Annotated in this window: 21 protein-coding genes; 15 read left to right on the forward strand and 6 right to left on the reverse strand. The window is 71.4% G+C overall.

What is annotated here, in order from left to right; all coding sequences use genetic code 11:
• Window positions 1-2 precede the first annotated feature (2 nt).
• The 12 genes from ACA514_RS00055 (at window position 3) to urtE (ending at window position 11,115) form a co-directional block, all read left to right on the forward strand.
• Window positions 3-1,298, forward strand: a complete 1,296-nt coding sequence (locus ACA514_RS00055) for a DUF6379 domain-containing protein (RefSeq protein WP_375038847.1) — start codon at window positions 3-5, stop codon at window positions 1,296-1,298.
• Between the two features lie 204 nt (window positions 1,299-1,502).
• Window positions 1,503-1,805, forward strand: a complete 303-nt coding sequence (locus ACA514_RS00060; protein ID WP_375038848.1) for an urease subunit gamma — start codon at window positions 1,503-1,505, stop codon at window positions 1,803-1,805.
• Entirely contained in the window at window positions 1,802-2,131 is a 330-nt protein-coding gene (locus ACA514_RS00065) for an urease subunit beta (protein ID WP_375038849.1), read from the forward strand. The genes ACA514_RS00060 and ACA514_RS00065 overlap by 4 nt, the downstream gene beginning before the upstream one ends.
• On the forward strand, window positions 2,124-3,848 hold the full coding sequence (locus tag ACA514_RS00070; RefSeq protein WP_375038850.1) for an urease subunit alpha: 1,725 nt from the start codon (window positions 2,124-2,126) through the stop codon (window positions 3,846-3,848). Before ACA514_RS00065 ends, ACA514_RS00070 begins: the two co-directional genes overlap by 8 nt.
• On the forward strand, window positions 3,848-4,561 hold the full coding sequence (locus ACA514_RS00075) for an urease accessory protein UreF (protein WP_375038851.1): 714 nt from the start codon (window positions 3,848-3,850) through the stop codon (window positions 4,559-4,561). The genes ACA514_RS00070 and ACA514_RS00075 overlap by 1 nt, the downstream gene beginning before the upstream one ends.
• Before the next feature lie 88 nt (window positions 4,562-4,649).
• Window positions 4,650-5,357, forward strand: coding sequence for an urease accessory protein UreG (gene ureG / locus ACA514_RS00080; RefSeq protein ID WP_375038852.1), 708 nt, complete (start codon window positions 4,650-4,652; stop codon window positions 5,355-5,357).
• Complete coding sequence (locus ACA514_RS00085; protein WP_375038853.1) at window positions 5,354-6,073, forward strand: urease accessory protein UreD; 720 nt, start codon at window positions 5,354-5,356, stop codon at window positions 6,071-6,073. The genes ureG and ACA514_RS00085 overlap by 4 nt, the downstream gene beginning before the upstream one ends.
• A gap of 165 nt (window positions 6,074-6,238) precedes the next feature.
• The gene (gene urtA, locus ACA514_RS00090) at window positions 6,239-7,462 is read left to right on the forward strand and encodes an urea ABC transporter substrate-binding protein (RefSeq protein ID WP_375038854.1); all 1,224 of its coding nucleotides are present in this window, start codon (window positions 6,239-6,241) and stop codon (window positions 7,460-7,462) included.
• Between the two features lie 91 nt (window positions 7,463-7,553).
• Window positions 7,554-8,432, forward strand: a complete 879-nt coding sequence (gene urtB / locus ACA514_RS00095) for an urea ABC transporter permease subunit UrtB (protein WP_375038855.1) — start codon at window positions 7,554-7,556, stop codon at window positions 8,430-8,432.
• Complete coding sequence (gene urtC, locus ACA514_RS00100) at window positions 8,429-9,541, forward strand: urea ABC transporter permease subunit UrtC (RefSeq protein ID WP_375038856.1); 1,113 nt, start codon at window positions 8,429-8,431, stop codon at window positions 9,539-9,541. Before urtB ends, urtC begins: the two co-directional genes overlap by 4 nt.
• Window positions 9,538-10,356, forward strand: a complete 819-nt coding sequence (gene urtD, locus ACA514_RS00105) for an urea ABC transporter ATP-binding protein UrtD (protein ID WP_375038857.1) — start codon at window positions 9,538-9,540, stop codon at window positions 10,354-10,356. The genes urtC and urtD overlap by 4 nt, the downstream gene beginning before the upstream one ends.
• 51 nt (window positions 10,357-10,407) lie before the next feature.
• Window positions 10,408-11,115 carry an urea ABC transporter ATP-binding subunit UrtE gene (urtE, locus tag ACA514_RS00110; protein ID WP_375038858.1) on the forward strand — a complete coding sequence of 236 codons (708 nt, stop codon included), beginning with the start codon at window positions 10,408-10,410 and terminating at the stop codon, window positions 11,113-11,115.
• 102 nt (window positions 11,116-11,217) lie between these two features.
• Here the strand turns inward: urtE and ACA514_RS00115 are convergent, their stop codons facing one another.
• From ACA514_RS00115 to ACA514_RS00125, 3 genes are read right to left on the reverse strand one after another with little or no spacing between them, the layout of a single operon-like run.
• Entirely contained in the window at window positions 11,218-11,601 is a 384-nt protein-coding gene (locus tag ACA514_RS00115; protein WP_375038859.1) for a RidA family protein, read from the reverse strand.
• Window positions 11,589-12,698 carry an alpha-hydroxy acid oxidase gene (locus tag ACA514_RS00120; RefSeq protein ID WP_375038860.1) on the reverse strand — a complete coding sequence of 370 codons (1,110 nt, stop codon included), beginning with the start codon at window positions 12,696-12,698 and terminating at the stop codon, window positions 11,589-11,591. The genes ACA514_RS00115 and ACA514_RS00120 overlap by 13 nt, the downstream gene beginning before the upstream one ends.
• Complete coding sequence (locus tag ACA514_RS00125) at window positions 12,698-14,251, reverse strand: amino acid permease (RefSeq protein WP_375038861.1); 1,554 nt, start codon at window positions 14,249-14,251, stop codon at window positions 12,698-12,700. The genes ACA514_RS00120 and ACA514_RS00125 overlap by 1 nt, the downstream gene beginning before the upstream one ends.
• A gap of 393 nt (window positions 14,252-14,644) precedes the next feature.
• Here ACA514_RS00125 and ACA514_RS00130 point away from each other — a divergent pair, with 393 nt between their 5' ends.
• Together ACA514_RS00130 and ACA514_RS00135 are read left to right on the forward strand one after the other, a co-directional pair.
• Complete coding sequence (locus ACA514_RS00130) at window positions 14,645-15,259, forward strand: TetR/AcrR family transcriptional regulator (RefSeq protein ID WP_375038862.1); 615 nt, start codon at window positions 14,645-14,647, stop codon at window positions 15,257-15,259.
• Between the two features lie 560 nt (window positions 15,260-15,819).
• Window positions 15,820-16,413, forward strand: coding sequence for a hypothetical protein (locus ACA514_RS00135; RefSeq protein ID WP_375038863.1), 594 nt, complete (start codon window positions 15,820-15,822; stop codon window positions 16,411-16,413).
• A gap of 770 nt (window positions 16,414-17,183) precedes the next feature.
• Here the strand turns inward: ACA514_RS00135 and ACA514_RS00140 are convergent.
• Both ACA514_RS00140 and ACA514_RS00145 read right to left on the reverse strand, forming a co-directional pair.
• Window positions 17,184-18,749, reverse strand: coding sequence for an MFS transporter (locus tag ACA514_RS00140; RefSeq protein WP_375038864.1), 1,566 nt, complete (start codon window positions 18,747-18,749; stop codon window positions 17,184-17,186).
• A gap of 315 nt (window positions 18,750-19,064) precedes the next feature.
• Complete coding sequence (locus ACA514_RS00145; RefSeq protein ID WP_375038865.1) at window positions 19,065-19,811, reverse strand: IclR family transcriptional regulator; 747 nt, start codon at window positions 19,809-19,811, stop codon at window positions 19,065-19,067.
• 320 nt (window positions 19,812-20,131) lie between these two features.
• Here ACA514_RS00145 and ACA514_RS00150 point away from each other — a divergent pair, with 320 nt between their 5' ends.
• Window positions 20,132-21,394 (forward strand): alpha/beta hydrolase, encoded by a 1,263-nt coding sequence (locus ACA514_RS00150; RefSeq protein WP_375038866.1) that lies wholly within the window; start codon window positions 20,132-20,134, stop codon window positions 21,392-21,394.
• On the opposite strand, the gene ACA514_RS00155 is transcribed toward ACA514_RS00150, so the two are convergent.
• Window positions 21,333-21,950, reverse strand: a complete 618-nt coding sequence (locus tag ACA514_RS00155) for an NADPH-dependent FMN reductase (RefSeq protein ID WP_375039371.1) — start codon at window positions 21,948-21,950, stop codon at window positions 21,333-21,335. The two genes, ACA514_RS00150 and ACA514_RS00155, sit on opposite strands and share 62 nt — an antisense overlap.
• Window positions 21,951-21,978 lie beyond the last annotated feature (28 nt).

Here is a 21,978-nt window from a genome sequence, read left to right on the forward strand (position 1 = left end):
CCATGCTCGACTTCCCCACCATCCAAGGACGCGGCTTCCGCAACGTGTTCGAGGACGGCCGGATCACCGGCTTCTCCTTCCAACTGCGCAACCCGAACTACCGCGGGGTCGCGGCCAGCCTGCTCGACGGCGTGGACGTCGTGGTCGACGGCGAACGCATCCCCGACCACGTGCCGCTGTGGACGCTGCAGGGCCGTACCTTCACCCTCGATGAGCTGCGCGCCTCGACCGACGTGCGCTGGCACCTGGACGAGCCGGCCACCATTACCGTCCCGAAGGCCGGCGGCCTGTCGGGGGGAGTCCACCAGCTCGAAGTGGTCGTGCATCTGCGCCGCTCGTACTTCCCGCCGCTGATCGCGCGCACGCCGTTCACCTCGACCGGAACCGGCGTGATCGTGCCGCCGGTGCCCGACGGCGGGCTGCGCTTCGGCGTCTCCACCTACAGCTACAGCGGCGACCTCTACACCTCGATGACCCTCGAAGACGTGTTCGCCGACATCGCCGACCTGGGCGCCACGGGCATCGAGATCCTCGGCGAAGGCAACGTCGCCGGCTACCCGTCACCCAAGCCCGGGTGGATCGACGCCTGGCGCGGGCTGCTGGAGAAGTACGGCCTCGAGGCGACCAACTTCGGCTCGTGGGTCGACACCACGCGGTGGCACGACCGCGATCTCACGGTGGAGGAGGGCGCAGAACAGCTCCAACTGGACCTGCGACTCGCCCACCGGCTCGGATTCACCTCGGTGCGCCCCAAGTTCGGCGTCACGTCCTGGGAGCTGGACCCGCACCCGATCTGGGAGGGGGCGGTCGAGCGCTCGCTGGACCTGGCCGCCGACCTGGACATCGTCATCTGCCCGGAGATCCACGCCCCGACCCCGATCCGGCACCCGGTGACGCAGGGCTACCTCGACTTCATCGAGCGCACCGGCACCAAGCACTTCAAGCTGCTCATCGACACCGGCATCTTCCAGACCGCGGCAGTCCGCGACTACGCCGAGGAGATCGAGGCCGAAGAGGGCGAGGAGGTGCCGGCGCACCTGCGGCCACTCGCCGTGCCGATGGCCGACCTGGTCGAGGTCCTGCCGCACACCCACTTCATCCAGGCGAAGTTCTTCTCGATCGACGACGACCTCAACGACCTGCACGTGCCGTGGAGCGACATCATTCCGACACTCCAGCAGGCGGGGTGGTCCGGTTACCTGTCCAGCGAGTACGAAGGCCTGCGCGAGCCCTATCGGGGCCGCGACCAGGTCCGCCGGCAGCACGCCTTGTTGCGCGGCCTCGCTGCTGGGCGGTGACCACTGGTCCCCGCAAAAATCCAGGCACACTCCTCGATAAAGGATTGATCTATTACCTGTCAAGAGCACTCATAGGTGCCAAGAATGGCTCTGTTGCTTCTTTTGGAGCGGGCCTCGCCCCTTCGGCGCCGAGCACGTTAACTCGCTGTTAAATCCGCAATTCACCTGGTGCCGTGTCCCCTTCCGGCCAGTAAGGTCCGGAGCGTGCTGATCAGCCCACATGAGCAGCAGCGCCTGCTGCTGCACGTCGCCGCGTCGGTCGCGCAGGGACGCCGCGCTCGCGGTCTGCGGCTCAACCATCCGGAGGCGACCGCGGTCATCGCGGTCCACGTGCTGGAGGGCGCGAGGGACGGGCGGACGGTCGCGGAGCTGATGGAGTCCGGCCGGGCGGTGCTGACACGGGAGGACGTGATGGAAGGCATTCCGGAGATGCTCGACTCGGTGCAGGTCGAGGCGACGTTCCCCGACGGCACCAAGCTCGTCACCGTCCACCGGCCGATCCCGTGAGCGGGCGACCGCTCGTTCCGGGCGAGGTCGTCCCGGGTGACGGCCCGCCGGTCGCCCTCAACCCCGGCCGGCCACGCACGGCCGTCACCGTCGTCAACACCGGCGACCGGCCCGTCCAGGTCGGGTCGCACTACCACTTCGCGGTGGCGAACCCGGCGCTGGAGTTCGACCGGTCCGCGGCCTGGGGACACCGTCTCGACGTCCCGGCCGGTACGTCGGTGCGGTTCGAGCCGGGTCTCACCCGGGAGGTCGAACTGGTGCCGCTGGCCGGGAACCGGGTCGTGCCGGGGCTGCGGCCCGAACAGGCCGGAGCGCTGGATGGCTGAGCTGTCGCGGGCCCGGTACGCGCAGTTGTACGGCCCCACCGCCGGAGACCGGATTCGGCTGGCCGACACCGACCTGTTCATCGAGGTCACCGAGGACCGAAGCCGCGGCGCGGGAGCGGGCGACGAGGTGGTCTTCGGGGGCGGCAAGGTGATCCGCGAGTCGATGGGGCAGGCGCGCACCACGCGCGCGGACGGCGCCCTCGACCTGGTCGTCACCGGGGCCGTGGTGCTCGACCATTGGGGTGTGGTCAAGGCCGACGTCGGGATCCGCGACGGCCGGATCGTCGCGCTCGGCAAGGCCGGCAACCCCGACACGATGGACGGCGTCCACCCGGACCTGGTGATCGGGCCGTCCACCGAGGTGCTGGCGGGCAACGGCCGCATCCTGACCGCCGGGGCGGTGGACTCCCACGTCCACCTCATCTGCCCCCAGCTGCTGGAGGAGGCGCTCGGCGCCGGGGTCACCACGGTGATCGGCGGCGGCACCGGCCCGGCCGAGGGGACCAAGGCCACCACCGTGACCGGCACCTGGTACCTCGCCCGGATGCTGGAGTCGCTCGACTCCTGGCCGGTGAACGTCGCGCTGCTCGGCAAGGGCAACACGGTCGGCGAGGAGGCGCTCTGGGAGCAGCTGCGCGCCGGCGCGTCCGGCTTCAAGCTGCACGAGGACTGGGGCTCCACCCCGGCGGCCATCGACGCCTGCCTGCGGGTCGCCGACGCGTCCGGCGTCCAGGTCGCCCTGCACTCCGACACGCTGAACGAGGCGGGGTACGTCGAGTCGACGCTCGGGGCCATCGCCGGCCGGTCGATCCACGCCTACCACACCGAGGGCGCGGGCGGCGGGCACGCGCCCGACATCATCACCATCGCCGCGCACCCCAACGTGCTGCCCTCCTCCACCAACCCGACCCGGCCGCACACCGTCAACACCCTGGACGAGCACCTCGACATGCTGATGGTGTGCCACCATCTGAACCCGTCGGTGCCCGAGGACCTGGCCTTCGCCGAGTCGCGCATCCGGCCGACGACCATGGCCGCCGAGGACGTCCTGCACGACCTCGGCGCGATCGCGATGATCGGCTCGGACTCGCAGGCCATGGGACGGATCGGCGAGACGGTGATCCGCACCTGGCAGACCGCCCACGTCATGAAGCTCCGCCGCGGCTCCCCGGGCGAGGGCGGGGCCGCGGAACCGGCCGACAACCTGCGGGCCCGCCGCTACATCGCCAAGTACACGATCAACCCGGCCATCGCGCACGGCCTCGAAGGCGAGATCGGCTCGGTGGAGCCGGGCAAGCTCGCCGACCTGGTGCTGTGGCATCCCGCGTTCTTCGGCGTCCGCCCGCAGGTGGTCGTCAAGGGCGGGATGATCGCGTGGGCGGCGATGGGCGACGCCAACGCTTCGATCCCGACGCCGCAGCCGGTGCTGCCCCGGCCGATGTTCGGCGCCGCGCCGCCCACCGCCGCCGCCACCTCGGTGCACTTCGTGGCGCCCGCCGCCATCGAGGCGGGCCTGGCCGACCGGCTCGCGGTGAACCGCGCTCTGGTGCCGGTCAAGGACACCCGCCGGGTGGGCAAGGCGGACATGGTGCTCAACGACGCGCTCCCCCGGATCGACGTCGACCCCGACACCTTCACGGTGTCGATCGACGGCGACGACGTCGAGCCCTCCCCCGCGACCGAGCTGCCGATGGCGCAGCGCTACTTCCTGTTCTGATGGGCCTGCCCGCACCGCTGCTGCTCCTCGCCGACTCCCGGCTCCCGGCGGGCGGCCACGCCCACTCCGGCGGGCTGGAGCCGGCGGCGGAGGCCGGCGCGGTCACCGACCTCCCGACGCTCGCGGCCTTCCTGCGCGGGCGCCTCGCCACCACCGGCCTGGTATCCGCCGCCCTCTCGGCCGCCGCCTGCGCACACGCGGCCCGCGCCGTGAACGGAACGGCGCGTGCGTACGGCGAACCCAACGAGGACGAGACCTGGTCGGTGCTGGACGCCGAAGCCGACGCCAGGATGCCGTCGCCCGCCGGGCGCCGGGCCTCCCGGGCCCAGGGGCGATCGCTGCTGCGCGCCGTCCGCGCCATGTCGCCGCACCCGGTGCTGGACGTGCTCGCGGCGTTCCCGATACCGCACCACCCGCTCGTTCTCGGCGCCGCCGTCGCCGTCACCGGGGGCTCCCCCGCGGACGCCGCCTCGATCAGCGCGTACGGGGCGGTCTCCGGTCCCGCGTCCGCGGCCGTGCGCCTGCTCGGACTCGATCCACTGGCCGTGCACCGCGCGCTCGCGGACCTGGCTCCGCAGGTGGATGCGGTCGCCGCCGAGGCCACCGGGCACGCGGGCGGCGATCCCCGGGACCTTCCGGCCGCTTCGGCGCCCGCCCTCGACATCTTCGCCGAACTGCACCTTCAGGCGGACCTGCGCCTGTTCGAATCCTGACCCACGGCAGACACCACCACGAGCCACGGCCACCACGAGCAAGACGGCGATCGTCCCGACCGGGCCCGCCGCCAGAGAGGAAGTCGCGATGGGCGCGAACCACGATCACGATCCCCACCCGACGCCGCCGGCCCAGGGGCGGGCCCTGCGGCTGGGCGTCGGCGGGCCGGTCGGCAGCGGCAAGACCGCGCTGGTGGCGGCGCTGTGCCGGACGCTCCGCGACGACCTCCGCCTCGCCGTCGTGACCAACGACATCTACACCACGGAGGACGCCGACTTCCTGCGGCGCAACGCGGTGCTGTCGGACGACCGGATCGCCGCCGTCCGGACCGGCTGCTGCCCGCACACGGCCATCCGCGACGACATCTCCGCCAACCTCGACGCCGTCGAGTCGCTGGAGCAGCGGCACGGACCGCTCGACCTCATCATCGTCGAGAGCGGCGGCGACAACCTGACCGCGACGTTCAGCCAGGGGCTCGTCGACCGGCAGATCTTCGTCCTCGACGTCTCCGGCGGCGACAAGGTCCCCCGCAAAGGGGGGCCCGGAGTGAGCGGCGCGGACCTGCTGGTCGTCAACAAGACCGATCTGGCCCCGCTCGTCGGCGCGGACCTCGGCGTGATGGACCGCGACGCGGCGCGGGTGCGCCGCGGAAAGCCGGTGATCTTCAGTTCGCTGCGCGAGCGTCCCGGCGCTCCGGAGGTGGCCGGCTGGGTCCGGTCCGTCCTCGCCGAGACGCAGGGGGCCCGGTCCGCGGCGGGCGCCGCACGACCGGCGGTCGCGCCCGGGGCTCCGTGACCCGGCACTACACGGCGCACGCCGCCGTCCATGCCGAACTCGACACCGGCGGGCGGACCCGGCTGGCGACGCTGCGCTCCGACGGGCCGTACGCGCTGCGCGCCGCGCCGGACGCCGTCTACCTGGTAGGGGCCGCCGCCGGGCCTCTCGGAGGGGACGAACTGCACCTCGAACTGGAGGTCGCGGCGGGCGCCGCCCTGGCCGTCCGGTCCGTCGCGAGCGCGCTGCTGCTCCCCGGCGGCGGCGAGTCGCGAGCGTACGTGCGGGCCGCGGTCGGGCCGGGCGGGCACCTGGACCTCGCCTTGGAGCCGGCGGTCGCGACGGCGGGCTGCCACCACCGTTCGGTCACCGAGATCGCGCTCGCGGACGGCGCCACCCTGCGATGGCGTGAGGAGCTCGTCCTGGGCCGCCACGGCGAACCGCCCGGCCGCTACACCGCCCGCTTCGACGTCACCAGCGGCGGGGGCCCGGTCCTGCGGCACGAGTTGCGGCTGCCCGACCGCACGCTCCACACCAGCGGCGCGGTCCTGGGCGGCGCACGGTGCACCGGAAGCGTGCTGCTCGTCGGCCCCGGACTCGCGAAAGAACCCCATGCCGCCGAAGGGCTCGCGGTCATGGCGCTCGCGGGACCGGGAGTTCTGGTCGCCGCGCTCGCGGCCGACTCCGCGGCGCTCCGCCGCCGGCTCGTCCACGGCGAGAGTCTCGCGCGCGGTTGAGAAAGCCGGGCCCCACACCGGGCAGGCACCGGCGGTGAGGTTCGTTTGACGCACCGGATACAAAGCAGAATTGCCGAGGACACAGCACGCGGCTTGCATTAGGCCGACTCACACGGTGGGCGTATCCGCCCGCCGGTTTCGGGGCCTGTCCGCAAGGAGTGGTACGTGCTCAGGAGATCTCTGCCGGTATTGGCCTCGGTGGCCGCCGCGACGCTGCTGTCCCTCGCCGCCTGCGGCGAGTCGGAATCCTCCGGCGGAACGGCGGCGGCGAGCGGGAACACCATCAAGGTCGGTGTCCTCCACTCGCTGAGCGGGACCATGGCCATCAGCGAGGTCACCGTCAAGAATTCCGAGCTGATGGCGATCGACGAGATCAACGCCGCGGGCGGAGTCCTCGGCAAGAAGCTCCAGCCGGTCGTCGAGGACGGCGCCTCCGACTGGCCCACCTTCGCCGAGAAGGCCCAGAAGCTCATCCGCAAGGACAAGGTCGCAGCCGTATTCGGCGGCTGGACGTCGGCCAGCCGCAAGGCGATGCTGCCCGTCTTCGAGCGCAACAAGGCACTGCTGTGGTATCCGGTGCAATACGAGGGCCTGGAAAGCTCGCCGTACATCTATTACACCGGCGCGACCACGAACCAGCAGATCGTGCCCGCCCTGGACTACCTCAAGGAGAAGGGCAAGAAGAAGATATTCCTCGTCGGCAGCGACTACGTCTTCCCGCGCACCGCGAACAAGGAGATCAAAGCCTACGCCAAGGCCAATGGCATGACCATTCTCGGCGAGGAGTACACCCCGCTCGGGGCGACGGAGTACAGCACGCTCGTCAACAAGGTCATGCAGGCGAAGCCGGACGCGGTCTTCAACACCCTCAACGGCGACAGCAACGTCGCGTTCTTCAAGCAGCTCAAGAGCGCAGGCGCCACGGCCTCCTCCCTTCCGGTGATGTCGGTGAGCATCGCCGAGGAGGAGGTCAAGGGCATCGGGGTGGACAACATCGCGGGGCAGCTCGTCGCCTGGAACTACTACATGACGACGCCGGGAAAGGCCAACGAGACGTTCGTGAAGGCGTTCAAGGCCAAGTACGGCGCCGACAAGGTGACCTCCGACCCCATGGAGGCGGGCTACAACGCCGTCAAGCTGTGGGCGGCGGCGGTCCAGAAGGCCGGGACGACCGAGGTCGAGGCGGTGAAGAAGGCCGCGGGCGGCATCTCCCTCGACCTGCCCGAAGGCAAGGTGACCATCGACGGCGCCACCCACCACATGTACAAGACCGCCCGCATCGGCGTGATCCAGCCCGACGGCACGATCAAGGAGGTGTGGAGCTCCGGCAAGCCGGTCGCCCCGGACCCCTACCTCAAGAGCTACCCGTGGGCCGCCGGCCTGTCCTGACCCGTCCCGCCGCCGTCACCGGACCGGCCCCGGCCGGCCCGGTGACGTCCCGGCCCGGCGGGCCCGTCGACCAAGGGCACCGAGGAGTCGCATGGAAGCCCTGCTCAGCCAGTTGCCGATCGGCCTCAGCATCGCAGCCGTCCTGATGCTGGTGGCGCTCGGCCTGACGTTCACCTTCGGCCAGATGGGGGTGATCAACATGGCCCACGGCGAGTTCATGATGGCCGGCGCCTACACGGCGTACGTCCTGCAGGACTGGACCGGACGGGAGGCGGTCCTGGCGGCGCTCCCGGTCGCGTTCGCCGTCGCCGGCGCGATGGGCCTGGTCCTGGAGCGGGTCGCCGTCCGCCGCTTCTACGGCCGGCCGCTCGACACGCTGCTGCTCACCTGGGGGGTCAGCCTGGTCCTCCAGCAACTCGCGCGCGACGTCTTCGGCGCGCCCAACGTCCAGGTGCGCGCCCCCGGGTGGCTGGACGGCGGCGTCCGGATGTTCGGGTCGCAGCTGCCCTACACCCGGCTGTTCATCATCGTCCTCGCCGCGGTCTCCGCGCTCGCGATCTGGGCCTACCAGAACCGGACGCGGCAGGGCCGGCGGATGCGCTCGGTGATGCAGAACCGCCAGCTCGCCGCGTGCAGCGGCATCAACACCGGACGGGTCGACCAGCTCACCTTCTTCATCGGGTCCGGGCTCGCCGGAGTCGCGGGCGTCGCGCTGACGCTGATCGGCCCGATCGGGCCGAACCTCGGCACCTACTACATCGTCGACGCCTTCCTGGTCGTCGTCGCCGGCGGCCTCGGCCGCCTCCGCGGCGCCGTCATCGCCGCGCTGGCCCTCGGCCTGCTGGACTCCTACGCCGAGTTCTGGACCGACGCCAGCCTGGCCAAGGTGATCGGCTTCGCGGCGATCGTGGTGTTCCTGCAGGCACGCCCGCAGGGCCTGTTCGTCCTGCGCAGCCGGGCGCTGACATGACCGCCCGGATGCGCGGGCCCGCGCTCTTCACGGCCGTCGCCCTGCTGGTCCTCGTGGTCGCGCCGGCCGTCCTGGACCCGTTCCGGCTCGGCCTGCTCGCCAAGTACCTGTGCTTCGCGATCGCCGCGCTCGGCATCGGCCTCGCCTGGGGACAGGGCGGCATGCTCACCCTCGGGCAGGGCGTGTTCTTCGGGCTCGGCGGCTACTCGATGGCGATGTACCTCAAGCTCCACGACGCCGGTCCGGGCGCCCTCCCCGACTTCATGGTCTGGAGCGGCGTCGAGCGGCTGCCGGTGCTGTGGAAGCCCTTCTCCAGTCCGGTGTTCGCCATCGCCGCCGCGGTGGTCGTGCCCGCCGCCGCGGCCGCGCTCCTGGGACTCCTGGTGTTCCGCCAGCGCGTGCGCGGCGCCTACTTCGCCATCCTCAGCCAGGCGCTGGCAGCCGCCTTCACGATCTGGCTCGTCGGCCAGCAGGGACTCACCGGCGGCACCAACGGGCTCACCCACTTCTACGACGTCTTCGGCCGGGACCCGGAGACCGACGGCGCCAAGCGCGTCTTCTACTTCGTGGTGGCCGTCGTGCTGGGCGCCCTGTACCTGCTGGCCCGCCAGCTGGTGAAGAGCCGCTTCGGGCGGCTGCTGGTCGCGGTGCGCGACGGCGAGGACCGGGTCCGGTTCCTCGGCTACAACCCCGCCACCGTCAAGACCGTGGCCTTCGCCGTCTCCGCCGCCATGGCGGGCATCGCCGGCGCCTTGTACGTGCCGGTCGTCGGCATCATCTCGCCCTCGCTGCTCGGCGTCGTCCCGTCCATCGAACTCGTCGTCGCGGTCGCCATCGGCGGGCGGTTCTCGCTGGCCGGGGCGGCCCTCGGCGGCGTCCTGCTCAACTGGGCGCACACCACCTTCAGCGAGCAGTACCCGAGCGGCTGGGTCTATCTGCAGGGCCTGATGTTCATCCTCGTCATCATGGCGGCCCCCGGCGGCGTCGCCGGTGCCGCCCGCTGGGCCGGCGAGGCGATCGCACGGCGCCGGACGGGCCCTGGCCCGTCCTCCGCCCCGGAACCGGCGGAGCCCACCGCGCACGGAAAGAAGGAGGTGGCCGCTCCATGACGTCTCCCTTCCCGCCCGCCGATGCCACCGAAGCACCCGCGTCGGACGCCCCCGCGGACCCGAAGGCTCCCGCTCTCCTGGAGATCCGCGGGCTGGAGGTCGTCTTCGGCGGGTTCCGCGCCCTCAACGGCGTCGACCTCACCGTGCGGCAGGGCGAACTCCGCTTCCTGATCGGGCCCAACGGGGCCGGGAAGACGACGCTGATCGACGTGATCACCGGCCTCACCCGGCCGGCGAGCGGATCGGTCGGCTTCGCCGGCACGTCGCTGCTGGGACGGCGGGAGCACCGGATCGTGCGGCTCGGAATCGGGCGGACGTTCCAGACCTCCGTGGTGTTCGAGGAACTCACCGTGGCCGAGAACATCGACCTGGCCGCCTGCTTCCGCCGCCCGCTGCCCACGCTGCTCCGCCGGCGGCGCGGCACGTCCGAAGCCGTCGCGACGGCGCTGGAGCGGACCGGGCTGGCCGGCATGGCGGAGCGGCCCGCCGCAGTGCTGTCGCACGGCCAGCGGCAGTGGCTGGAGATCGGCATGCTGATCGCGCAGCGGCCCCGGTTGCTGCTGCTCGACGAACCCGTGGCGGGAATGAGCCGCAACGAACGCGAGCGGACGGGCGAACTCCTCACCGAGATCGCGAAAGACCACACGGTCATCGTCGTCGAGCACGACATGGAGTTCCTCCGGCGATACGCGTCCCAGGTGACCGTCCTGCACGAGGGCCGCGTGCTCATGGAAGGGGACGTCGCGGAGGTGCAGGCCGATCCCCGCGTCCAGGAGGTGTATCTCGGCCGCTCGAGAGACGAGAAGGCGCCGTGAACAGAGGCTTCGGGGAACGGGCGGCAGCCGCAACAGGAGTGGGGAGAGGACATGACCGAGGCGATGCTCCAGGTCAGCGGGCTACAGGCCGCGTACGGACGGTCGCAGGTGCTGTTCGGAGTGGACCTGACGGTACGACAGGGCGAACTCGTCACCGTCATGGGCCGCAACGGAGTCGGGAAGACCACCCTGCTCAACGCGATCATGGGCCTCATCCCCCCGACGGCCGGCACGGTCACCTTCTCCGGCACCGACGTGACACGGACGCGGACCTTCCAGCGCGTCCGCTCGGGCATGGGCTACGTACCGCAGGGTCACGAGACGTTCCCGCAACTCACGGTCTGGGAGAACCTTCAGGTCACCCTGGAGGCCACAGGGCGGACCGACCGGAGCGCCATCGATGACGCCCTGGAGGTCTTCCCGCGGCTGACCGAGCTGCTGAAGCGCCGGGCCGGTTTCCTGTCGGGCGGGCAGCAGCAGCAACTCGCGATCGCCCGCGCCCTGGTGACCCGGCCGCGCCTCCTCATCCTCGACGAGCCGACCGAGGGCGTCCAGCCGTCGATCATCCGCGAGATCGAGGAGGCCATCGAGGCGCTCCACAGGGAACGCGACCTCGCGGTCCTGCTCGTCGAGCAGTACTTCGACCTGGCCCTCCGCCTGGCCGACGCCTTCGTGATCCTGGACGGCGGCACGGTCCGGCACTCCGGAACGGCCGCCGACCTGCACACCGACGAGGTCAAACACCTCCTCGCCGTCTGAGGGAATGGACCGCCCGCGGCTGCGGCCCGATCGCCGGCATGCCACGCAAGGGCCGGCCTCCGGAGTCGGGTGACCGCCGTGATCTGTTCATGTCGCGTTGCTTCACGGTCCGGACGTTGCCAGCGCCTGGACTTCGATCAGGAGGCCGGGCACCGGGAGCCCGCACACCAGGGTCGTGCGGGCCGGTGGACGCTCGCCGAAGCGTTCGGCGAAGACGCCGTTCCACCGGCCGAACAGGCTGCGGTCGGCGAGGAAACACTCGACACGCAGCAGGTCGTGGCGGGTCGCCCCCGCGTCCGCGAGCACCGCGTCGAGCCGGTCCAGCACCCAGCGTGCCTGGACGTCGAAGTCCTCGTGCACCGGCCGCATCGTGACCGGGTCGAGCGCGGCGATCCCGGCGGTGGCGATGACCGCCCTCCCGGCGGCGGCCGTGCCGTACGGGGCGAAGGCCGGCGGGTCGGGCCTTTCGGGGGTCACCGGTCGCATCGCGTCACCGTCCCGGGCCCGAGATCGGCCACATCCGGCACGCCCGCGAGGATCATCAGTGTGCGCAGTTCCTCGGCCAGCAGCTCGATCACCCGGCGGACGCCGGTCTCGCCGCCACAGGCAAGCCCATAGGCGGCGAGCCGCCCGATGACCACCGCGTCGGCGCCGAGCGCCAGGGCGACGAACACGTCGGCGCCCGACCGGATGCCGCTGTCGACCGCGATGGGCACGCGGCCCGCGACCGTGGCGGCGACCTCCGGCAGCGCATCCAGAGCGGCTGGCGCGGGGTCGAGCTGGCGGCCGCCGTGGTTCGACACCACCAGCGCGGACGCGCCGGCCGCGATCGCCGCCTCGGCCGCCTCGGCGGTCAGGACGCCCTTGGCGATCCACGGCAGCCCGCAGCGCGCGGTGGCGCGGGCCAGCCGGCCCCAGTCCCAGGCGGGACTGTCGTGGCTGGCCAGGCGCCCGAACATCTCCGCCACGTCCGGCGTTCCCTCGCCGACCAGGTTCCCGGCGAAGTACGTCATGTCGGGCGCGAATCGGTTGACCCGGTTCCGCACCCGGAACCCGGCCGTGGGGCAGTCGACCGTCACGCACAGCGCCGCGTACCCGGCGTCGCGAATGCGCCCGGCGACCGCGTCGAAGTGGTCGAACGGGTGGAGTTGAGCGATGCGCGCCGCGGTCGGGGCGGCGTCGGCGACCTGCTCGTAGGAGAACGTCCCCGCCTCCGGGACGATCGACACCGTCCCGTTGGCGGCGCAGGCCCGCGCGACGGCGAGGTGGCCCTGCTCGTGGAACAGCGCGTCGCCTCCGAACGGCGCGGTCAGCACCGGCACGTCCAGCGGTATCCCGAGGAAGGTGGTGCCGGTGCGCGGCGCGGTGACCCCGCTCATGGGGCGCGGCCGCACCGCCCACCGCTCGAACGCGCTCCGGTTGGCGCGGAGCGTCACCTCGGCCCCGGCGCCGCCCTCCAGAAAGTCGGCGACGTCGTCCGGCAGGACGCGAAGCGCCGTCCGGCGCATCTCGGTGAGGGCGGCGAACTCCACGTCCTGGGGATACATCGTGGCGGGCGGTGCCATGTCCGCGAGGTCGGACATCAAGAATCACTCCCTTCGGAGACGGTCTCGGCGGCCGCGGGTGCGGCGGCCGGTGTGCCGACGAATGGGGCACCCGATGCGGGCGCCTCGTCCAGCGGGGCCTCCGGTGCGTCGCGACCGGGCGGGACGGCCCCGGCCAGCCGCGAATGGCGGCGTCCGTAGACGGCGTACAGCGCGAGGCCGACGACGACCCATGCCGCGAAGCGCGCCCAGGTCAGGCCCGCCAGCGTGGTGGCGAGGAGGACGCATCCGGCGAGGGCGAGGAGCGGCACGACGGGCACCCACGGCGTCCGGAAGGGCCGCGCGCGGTCCGGCTCCACGCCGCGCAGCACCAGCACCCCGGCGCTCACGACCGCGAACGCGAAGAGCCCGCCGATGTTGACCAGTTCGGCGACCACGTCGATCGGGACGAGGCCCGCGATCAGCGCGGCGACGACGCCGAGCAGGACCGTCGCCCGAAGCGGCGCGCCCGTCCGGGTGGTGCGCGCCAGCGCGGGCGGCAGCAGCCCGTCCCTGCAGATCGCGAACACCAGCCGCGACTGGCCGTAGACGACCATCAGCAGGCCCTTGGTCAGCGCGACCAGCGAGCCGGCCAGCACGACGTCGCCGATCCAGCCCGCGTGGAACGCCCTGAACGCAGTGGCGACGGGCGCCTCGTTGTTCAGCGACGCGAACGGCGCGACCCCCGTCAGCACCCCGGAGACCAGCACGTACAGGACGGTCGCGATACCGACGGTGGCGATGATGGCGAACGGCAGGTCGCGGCTCGGGCGGCGGCTCTCCTCGGCCGACGTCGCCACGACGTCGAATCCGAGGAAGGCGAAGAACGCCAGTGCCGCCCCGGACACGACACCATGCGCCCCGAACGGCGCGAACGGCGTCCAGTTGCCGGGGTCCACGTGCGCGCCGCCGACCACCACGACCGTGAGCAGCACACCGAGCGTGACCGCGACGAGGACCGTCGTCAGGCGGGCCGTCAGCCGGACCTCGCCCGCCAGCACGGCGACCACCACCGCGACGATCAGCACCGCGGGCAGATCCACGACGCCGCCCGCGGACGGCCCGGCGCTGATCGCGTCCGGGAGCGAGGCGCCGAAGAGGGAGTCCAGCAGCGCGCGGAACATCCCCGACCAGCCGATCGCGACCGCCGCGCCCGCGACGACGAACTCCAGCAGCAGGTTCCAGCCCACCAGGAAGGCGGGCAGTTCGCCGACCGTCGCATAGGTGTAGGTGTAGGCGCTGCCCGAGACCGGCACCATCGCCGCCAGCTCGCCGTAGCACAGCGCGACCAGCAGGCAGATGGAACCCGCCAGGGCGAAGGAGAGGGTGATGGCGGGCCCCGCCTTGGTCGCGGCGGCGACCCCCGTCATGACGAAGATGCCGGAGCCGACGATCGTCGCGACCCCCATGGCGGTGAGGTCGAGGCGGCCGAGACCGCGCCGCAACCCGGTGCCGCCTGCCGCGTCCCCGGTCCCCGCACCGGCCGCGGCCTCCGGCGACGGCAGCCGCCGCCCGCTCGTCCATGCGCGGGCGAGGGTGTCCAGCGCGCTCATCGACGCTCACCCGCCGACCGGGCGCCGTGGCCTGCCTGCGCGGGCGCACGGCCTTCGCCGGTCGCGGGCATCGACGTGGCGAGCGGCGCCGCGAACCCCTGCCGGAACGCGAGGTCGACCTCGTGGAGCGGTCGCGGGCCGGCAGGCGATCCGGCCGCGGCGCCGGGAGGGGGCGCGGGTCTCGTCATGGCAAGGGCTTCCTCTCATCAGGGAGACCGGGCGATCGGCGCCGGGTCCGGCCATCGGACAGAACTCGATATGAGAATAAATTCCCATGTGTCGATCTTCAGTAGCGGTGGCCGATGGCGTCAATGCCGGAGATGAGAAGTTATTCTTGATTTAACAATGACGGTGAGAAGTTATTCTCGCCGTAACAGACGATCGTGGGGTCACATGCACGCCAGAGCACCGCTACGCCGCGACACCGCCCGCACCAGGGACCGGCTCCTGGACGCGGCGGGCGAACTGCTCGCCGGCCGCGGCACCGAGTTCAGCCTGCCCGACCTCGCCCGCGCCAGCGGCGTCGCGACCGCCACGGTGTACCGGCACTTCGCCTCGGTGCACGACGTCCACCGCGAGTTCTACCACCGGATGGTCGACGAGCTCGTGGCCGAGCTCGAGGACATCTCCGACCGCCACCACGGCGTCGAGCGGCTACGGCTGATCGGCGAGCGCTGGGTGGCGCTGGCCGTCCACTGGGGCCGCGCCGCCACCCACATTCGCAGGCCGGAGGGATTCCTGGAGCGCGTCCGCGCAGGCGACCCGCCGACCTCGGCGCTGTACCACGGCCTCGCCCCGACCGTGACGGAGCTGGTCGCCCAGCGGATCATCCCCGACCAGGACATCGACTACGCCATCCTGCTGTGGATCACCCTCTTCGACGAGCGCGTCATCGCCGACCTCACCGCCGTCCCCGGCTGGACGGCCCGCCGCATCGCGCGCACCCTCACCACATCCCTCCTGGGCGCCTGGCAGGGCGCCGCAGACGATGCGCCGCCCCCTCCCTGACGCCCCAGCCCGTTACAGCCGTCCGACCGCCCACGGCGCGATCACCAGCACCACCTGCATGCGCGCAAGCTCAGGTTGCGACACGTCGTTCTCGAGAATTTCTTCCCGTCTGATTCGGGAAGGCGTTGTGCTCGCCGAGAACCACGCCCGCGCAGGTGAGAGGCATAGGGTTGGCGGGCGAGGCGGCCCGTGGCGGGCGACTTCGCTCGGGGCAGGCGGTCTTCTCCCGAACGTGGCCCCCAGCTAGGCGCGATCGACTTCGCGGCACTGGCGATGATCGGCCTCCTCGCCTCAAGCATCGCGGCGCGGACGCCGCGTTATTCCAGCAACTCGGTCTCGGTGACGCCCTGGGCGGTCTGAGCACCGCGTAAGCAGGTAGGCGAGGCCACAGAACAGGAACGCTTTGACCGTGGCGCGACCGGACAGTGCACGACTGCCGGTGAACACCAGTAGCGGACTTCCGCTCCATCACCGCGTTCATCCTCGGCATTCGCAGCCCGATCAGCACCACCTGCACGCCGGCATGGTCCGCGCCGGCGTCTGCCGCTACTGTGCCGCGCATGGCTGGCCTGGACAATGGTGATCGCGAGTTCGTCGAGGTGTACCTGCTGACGTTGCACGAGCCCTATGAGGAGGAGCGGCATCCGGTGCCGATCAACGCCACGATCGTGCACGCGGCCACGCTCCTGCATCCGTCGGTGCCGCAGCCCGACGGCGGCCGCATGTACCGGTGCCTGACCGAGTTCCCCGACCGCAGCCCCGGATGCGTAGTGCCGCTCTCGACGCTCACGTTCGAGCTGAACGGCGGCCGGCTGTGGGGCGCCGTGGGTGATTGGGAGCGGGTGACCAACGCCGTGGTGGCACTCGCGCGCGCCGGCCAGTGCGATGCGATGCCGCTGGGTTTGCCGCAGCTGTCGGCGACGTTGCTGGCCAACGGCCCGAACACAAAGCTGACGATGCACCACCCGAACGGGACGAGCACCGAGTACGACGGCGCCGAGCGTCTGGTGCGCCTGCGCGACCTGGAAGAGCGCGTCCGTGCCGCCGCGGCGCGAGCGCCGTTCTGGCCAGGGGAGGGCCTGGTGCCACCGGCTCCGTTCGCCGGACCGAGGCCCTACCGCCCCTATCGGCCGGATGCGCACGGATGGCGCTGACCCGCGGGCAGGAGGACTCCGCGTCCAGGGCGTGACCGGTACGCCTCTCGCGGGCCGACCACACGAGGCCGCATGCAGACCCGTTCAGCGCGAGCGCCTCTCCTTCCGGTCACTGTGCCTCGCCCTGCAGGTACAGCGGCTCCTCCTCGATTGTCCGCTCGGCGACCGCCTCGGGCCGCAGGCACTTCCGGATGCCGTGCACAGGTCGTCCGGGTGGTACTTGCTGGCCAGTTCGGGGCTGGCCAGGCCCGCGAACGGCGACGGGGCGGCCGGCTCCCAGCGCTCGTAGCCGCCGCTGACCACCAGCCGGTGCGCGATGCGCCATCGCCCGTCCCGCCGCTCGAAGCGGTCCAGGAACCGGAACAAGCGCTGCACCGCCAGTACGCCGAAGGACTGGCGGGTCTTCGCCGGATGCGGTCGATGGCTCGGTCGTCGCGGATATGGTCCACCTCCTGGCCGAGCTGGTCGAGAACGCGGCGGCCCTCTCCCCGCCCACCTCCGAGGTGACCGATCGTCTTGATCCCGCGTGCACTGGTGACGGCTGGTGGCCCAGATTCCCTGACACCCCTCGCGAACAAGTCGGTGGCACCCTCCGCACAGGAGAGGCGGCGCTTTCGTCGCCCGGATCGACTTGCAACAGCGCTGCAGCCCTCAACGTCGTCGAACGGCGCGGGGCAGGCTCGGGCTTGTCGGGTGGGACGCAGGTGGGCCGGGCGTCTGGAACGACGCCCGGCCCTGGGGTTTCCGTTGGCCTTGCCGGTCCAGCGTCGTCAGATCGCGGCGCCTGCTTCGGCGGTGGCCGGGGCGGCCGCGGCGGTGCGATCGCCGGACTGGCGCAGGAACAGGGCGGTCGCGGCTGCCGCCACCAGCGCGGCGCATCCGCAGATCACCAGGCCGAGGGAGAAGCCGTGTGACAGTGCGCTGAGGGCGGAGCCGACGGCCCTGGGCGTCAGCGGGCCGAGCGGTACGCCGAGGACGGCGAAGGGGCCGCCCTCGTTGGCGATGTGCGTGACCGTCCCGACCTGCTGGGGCGTCATTCCGGAGGACGTGAGCCGGGACGGGAGGTCGGCGGTCGCGGCGCGCAGGGCCAGGGCGCTGATGATGGCCGGGCCGATGCACATGCCGAAGTCGCGGGCCGTGTTGATCGCTGCGCTCGCCATGCCGGTCAGGGACACGGGGACGGCTTCGACGGCGGCCGAGGTCATCGCCGAGACCACGAACAGGAACCCGATGCCCTCCAGCAGCAGCGGGCCGAGATGGTCCAGCAGTGAGGACTGCCGGAGCGACAGGCCGGCGAGCCAGAACTGGCCGGCCGCGAGAAGCAGGAGGCCTCCGGTGACCAGCCGGCGGGCGCCGAAGCGGGTCATCATGCGCGGCAGGACCGGGCCGACCAGGCACGGGATGCCCTGCAGGACGATGAAGAACACCGCCGAGCCCAGAGCGGTCTTGTGCTGGAGCGTGCCGAGCCTGATGCTCAGGGCGTAAACGCTGCCCATGAAGGAGAACATGCCGATCACCGCGGCGCCCGCGGCGGCGGAGAACGCGGGGATCTTGAAGACGTCCAGGTGCAGCATCGGCGCGGTCACCCGCTGCTCGATGGCCACGAACGCGACCAGACCGGCCACTCCCACCACCAGGGCGGCGATGACATGCGCCGACGACCACGACTTGCCGGTGCCCTCGACGACACCGTAGAGCAGGCAGAACAGGCCGACGCCGATCGCGGCCTGTCCGCCCCAGTCCAGCGACCGCCCCTCGGGCGCGTTGGAATCGGCGGCCAGAACCGCGGTGACGACCAGGACGATGAGTGCCAGCGGCGTGACGGCGTAGAACGAGGCGTGCCAGGAGATCTTCTCGGCCAGCGCGCCGCTGATCAGGACGCCGAGCATCGTGCCGGTGGACAGGCTGAGCGTCCAGGTCGCCACGCCCCGCGAGCGTCGCGCGTGCGTGGCGGCGCTGGCGATGGCGATCGCCAGCGAGGTCGGGATGACCGCGCCGGCGCCGATTCCGGTGATCGCCTGACCGACCCACAGCTGGTGCACATCGGTGGCGCTGCCGTTGACCAGCCCGCCTACCGCCATGAGGAGGGCGCCGAGCATCAGGACGCGCTTGCGGCCGAACAGGTCGCCCAGCACCCCGAAGCTCAGTTCGAGGATCGCCGTGGGCAGCAGGAACGCCGACGTCACCCAGGCCAAGGCGACGCCGTCGGCGCCCATGGAGTGCTGGACTTCACCGACGATCGGGGCGGGGACGACGTTGGCGATCTGCGAGACCGAGATGGCCAGGCAGGCGGCGATCAGGGTGCCCAGCCGGGCAGCCTGTGGAGAACGACTCAAGGAATCTCCTTGTGCGATGAAACGACTGCACTACGTGACTGACGGTGTGCGGTCGCGAGCCGAACGGCCATTAGGGAGTGCGCCGCCACCGTCCGGTCGGATAACCGGCCGGAGCGATGCGATCTGTCGATCAGCGGGCCGCGTCGGGGTGGCGCGGAATGGGGGTGGGTGCTGCGGTGATCACATGAGGATGTGGACCATCGAGTCTCCTCGGTGCGGTGGTTGGCACCGAGAATGCGGCCGGAATCGCCGGGTCGGCCATAGGATTCTCACTCAGCGATAGGGATTGTCGTGACTGCGGTCACATGGCGCAGATCAACGGGGGTCCGCGCCGAGCGCACGGGACGCTCCGCGGGCGGCCGCGCGGACGGCGGGAACGTGCACCCGAGCCTGCTGATCGTTGGGGATGATCACTCCCAGGGCGGCGACGACCCGGCCGGTGGCCTCACGGACGGGGGCGGCGATCCCGGTGGCCCGCTCGTCGATGTAGCCGGAGCACAACGCGTACCCTGCGCGCCGGACGTCCGCCAGGACCGCCCGCAATCTGCCCGGCGTGTCAGGGGTCTGCGCGGTATAGCGCCTCAGCGGTCCGGCAAGGATCTGCTCCCGTAGTTCCGGAGCGGCCCACGCCAGCAGGACGAGCCCTGCGGATGAGGCGTGCAGGGGCAGCCGGCCCGCGATGCGCGTGACGCTCACGACCGACCCGGGCACCGACAGACGCTCGACGAACAGCGCCTCGCGCCCCTCGAGCACTCCCAGTTGCGTGTGATGACCGACGACATCGTGCAGGTCCTCCAGGAACGGCATCGCCGCCTCCCGCAGGCCGAGGGTCGGAGACGTGCGGGAAGCCAGCTCCCACAACCGCATGCCGACCCGGACCCGCCGGTCGTCGTCGCGTGACAGCAGCCCCTGCCGGCACATCTCCTCCACCAGCCGCGACACCGTGGCCACATGCAGACCCGTGCGGCGAGCGATGACCGTGACCCGCAAAGCCGGCTCTTCCGGGCCGAACACCTCCAGAATGCGGACCACCCGGGCCAGCAGGCCCTCCCCCGCGCTCATCGGAACACCTCGCCTCGCAACCCGATGCCTTCAGCACCCGCGTCCCGCCCCACCATGACCCGCCCGCCTTTGCAACCGACTCCAGGACATTAAATGCGCATGCGGTGAGCCGAATGCTTCCAGCATTGGTCCATTACCATTCGTCTCCCAGATGCCCTCCATCCAGGAGAATGATTTCCGGCCTCCGTTGCCGCTCAGGCACAGTATGTGCATTCGCAATGCAGAGCAGCCGCGCGCCGGCAGCGGACTTCGTCGGCCTTCCGCGGGCGGCGCATGCACGCGACGGGCCGTCCCGGGTCCGCCTACCGTCTGGAGAGCAGTTGCCCGCACAAGCGCATTCCACCGGGCCGCGCCGGTGGCGTGAACAACGATGGCTGGTCGAAGAGGCGATCAGGAACAGCGGAATCGAATGGGACCAGCCACGCCTGGCCTACACCCTCGGCCCGGTCGGCGGTGACGGCGCCGCCGGGGACATGCTGCAGATCCGGACCAGAGTGCGGAAGGTCTCCGACTTCGTCCCCGTCGTGAGGTCCGTGGCCCTGCGGCGCGAGCGCCTGGCCCAGGCCGCCGAAGACGACGGCCACCACGTCACGGCAGGCGAGCACTGGTTCGCCGCCGCGCTGCTGTGGTCCCTGGCGTGCTGGCCGATCTGGGAGACCACCCAAGAACTCATCGACATCGACGCCCGCAAGAACGCCGCCTACCTCAAATGGGCCGCCCACGCCCACCACCAGGTGGAGCGCGTCGACATTCCTTTCCGGGACACGACTCTGCCGGCCTGGCTTCACCTCCCGCCCGGCCACGACGGCGTCACACCGCTGCCGACCGTCCTTGCCTGCGGCGGCATGGACGCTCCCCGGGAAACCGTGGTCGCCAGACAGGAAGACGGACTCCTCGCCCGCGGATTCGCAGTCCTGGCCTTCGATGGCCCCGGCCAGGGCGAGGCCCCGATACACGGCGCACACGTCACGCCGACCGCCTGGATCGAGGCCGGCGAAGCGCTGATGACCTGGGCACGGAACAGACCCGACATCGACGCCGACCGGCTGGTGTGCTGGGGAACGAGTTTCGGCTCCTTCTGGATCACCCAGCTCGCCGCGACCCAACCGGCGCTCCTCGGGTGCGCGGCAGCCCTGCCGGTCTTCGAACCCGGCGCGGCCACCCTCTTCGAGCAGGCCTGCCCCACCTTCAAAGCCCGCCACATGTGGATGGCGGGCCTGAGCGACGAAGCCGCCTTCGACCAGATGGTCAGCGGCTACGACCTGCGTCCCCTCGTCAGCGAGATGACCGTCCCATGGCTGGTCGTCGGCGGCGAGGCGGACGAACTGTCCCCCGTCGATTGGGTGCACGAGCTGGCCGCGACCTGCCCGGCCCCCACCACCCTGCTGATTTACCAAGGCGCCCGGCACTCCATGACCGAGTCCATGGCACCAGTGCTCGGACCACCATGGCGATCCACCATCGCGGACTGGCTCGCCGACCGCATTACCGGCCGCGAAGCACAAAGCGAATACCGGTACGTCACCACCACCGGAAATATGGAGCACCGCCCCCACCCCCGAAAAGCCGACACCACGTCATAGGCCGGCTGTGCGGATGAGAAGCCGTCAAGCCAACAGCTGAGCCACGATGTTCTGGCCAATGCGGTGCGCGCCGTCGGCTCCGACCATTCGGAGCGGTCACTACCCGGGAATCGGGCCGGTGATCGCCGCGGACCGCTAGCGCTACCGCCGTATGAGCCCGGGCCACAGCACCCAAGTGTTGTGGTTCAGTCCCGGCTGCGGGCGGCGCGAGCGCCTCGGTCCACCAGGCCAGATCCTCTGCGAGGGTCTTGAGGTTGGGGCCGAGGGGCGCGAAGGCGGCGGTGACATCGGCGGCGTCGGTCGCCTGCATGGCGGGGACCATGACGTCGGGCAGGATGTGGACGGCGTGCCGCAGCGGCGCGGTCTCGAATTCGACGGCGACCTGTCGCAGCTGCTCGATCGCGCGTGCCCCGCCGACGAAGGCGACGGGCTTGCGCCGCCACTCCACGAACGTGTGATCCATGGCGTTCTTGAGCACGGCGGGGCATCCGTGGTTGTACTCGCCGACCAGCAGGATGTAGCCGTCGACACGATCGAGCGTGCGCCCCAGGTCGATCGGCGAGGCTCCCGAAGGACACTTTCCT

Origin of the sequence: Actinomadura sp. NTSP31, assembly GCF_041951385.1 — a bacterium.
In the GTDB taxonomy this organism is placed as follows: Bacteria; Actinomycetota; Actinomycetes; order Streptosporangiales; family Streptosporangiaceae; genus Spirillospora; species Spirillospora napierensis.